Source organism: Tepidimonas charontis, assembly GCF_007556685.1.
GTDB lineage: Bacteria > Pseudomonadota > Gammaproteobacteria > Burkholderiales > Burkholderiaceae_C > Tepidimonas > Tepidimonas charontis.
Window position 1 is genome coordinate 1 of record NZ_VJON01000095.1, and the last position, 1,179, is coordinate 1,179.

Sequence of the window (1,179 nt, forward strand, 5' to 3'; positions counted from 1 at the left end):
AGCCGTTGCGGGGGACCGCGACCTGATGAAGGCGCTGCTGAAGGAAGCGCTGCAGGAAGTTCTGGAAGGCGAGATGAGCGAATTTCTGGGGGCGTCGCCACACGAACGGACAGAAGGCAGAAATGGCTACCGGGCCGGCTACTACAGCCGCAACCTGATCACCCGCATTGGCAAGCTGGAACTGCGGGTGCCGCGGGATAGGAGCGGCGAATTCTCCACGGCGCTGTTCGAACGCTACGCAAGGAGCGAGAGGGCGCTGGTGGCTGCTCTGGCCGAGATGTACGTGCAAGGCGTGTCCACCCGCAAGGTCAAGGCCATCACCGAAGAGCTGTGCGGTCACAGTTTCTCGGCCAGCGCCATCAGCAGCATCAACAAGGGGCTGGACGACGCCCTGGAGCGGTTTGCCAAGCGCCGCCTCGACGAAGCCTATCCCTACCTGATCCTCGATGCCCGCTACGAGAAAGTCCGCGAGGACGGTGTGATCAGCCACCAGGCGGTCCTGATCGCCATCGGCATCAACTGGGAAGGTCAGCGGCAGGTGCTCGCCGTCGAACTGGCCAACCGCGAGAGCCAGAGCAGCTGGAAGGACTTCCTGATCCGGCTGAAGGAACGCGGCCTCTCAGGGGTCGAATTCGTCGTCTCCGACGACCATGCCGGCCTGAAGAAAGCCATCCGCGAGGTGCTGACCGAAGCCGGCTGGCAGCGCTGTTACGTGCATTTCCTCAGGAACGCTCTTGACTACCTACCGAGGAAGGCCGACGACGACTGTCTGCAGGAGTTGCGCTGGATCTACGACCGGCGCGACATCCAGGAGGCCAACCGGGACCTGGCGGCCTGGATCGCCAAGTGGCAAGGCAAGTATCCCAAGCTGGTCGATTGGGTCGAATCCAACATCGCCGAGACGCTGACCTTCTACCGCCTGCCGCGCGCCCACCACAAGCACATGAAGAGCACGAACATGCTGGAGAGGCTGAACGAGGAGATCAAGCGCCGCACCCGTGTCGTCAGGATCTTCCCCAATGAGGCGTCCTGCCTACGGCTGATCCGGGCGCTGTGCGTCGAGACGCACGAGACCTGGCTGGAGGACAGCCGTTACCTGAACATGACGCTCCTTTCGGAGCAGAAAAAGGAGGCGTTGAGACTGGCCGCCTGAAGCGGCCGCGCGCTGTCGTCATCGCT

Annotated in this window: 1 protein-coding gene; it reads left to right on the forward strand. The window is 62.9% G+C overall.

Going from position 1 to position 1,179, the window contains the following annotated elements; genetic code table 11:
- A partial coding sequence (locus Tchar_RS13490; RefSeq protein WP_201739390.1) for an IS256 family transposase occupies window positions 1–1,153 on the forward strand: 1,153 nt, incomplete at its 5' end.
- Between the last annotated feature and the right edge of the window lie 26 nt (window positions 1,154–1,179).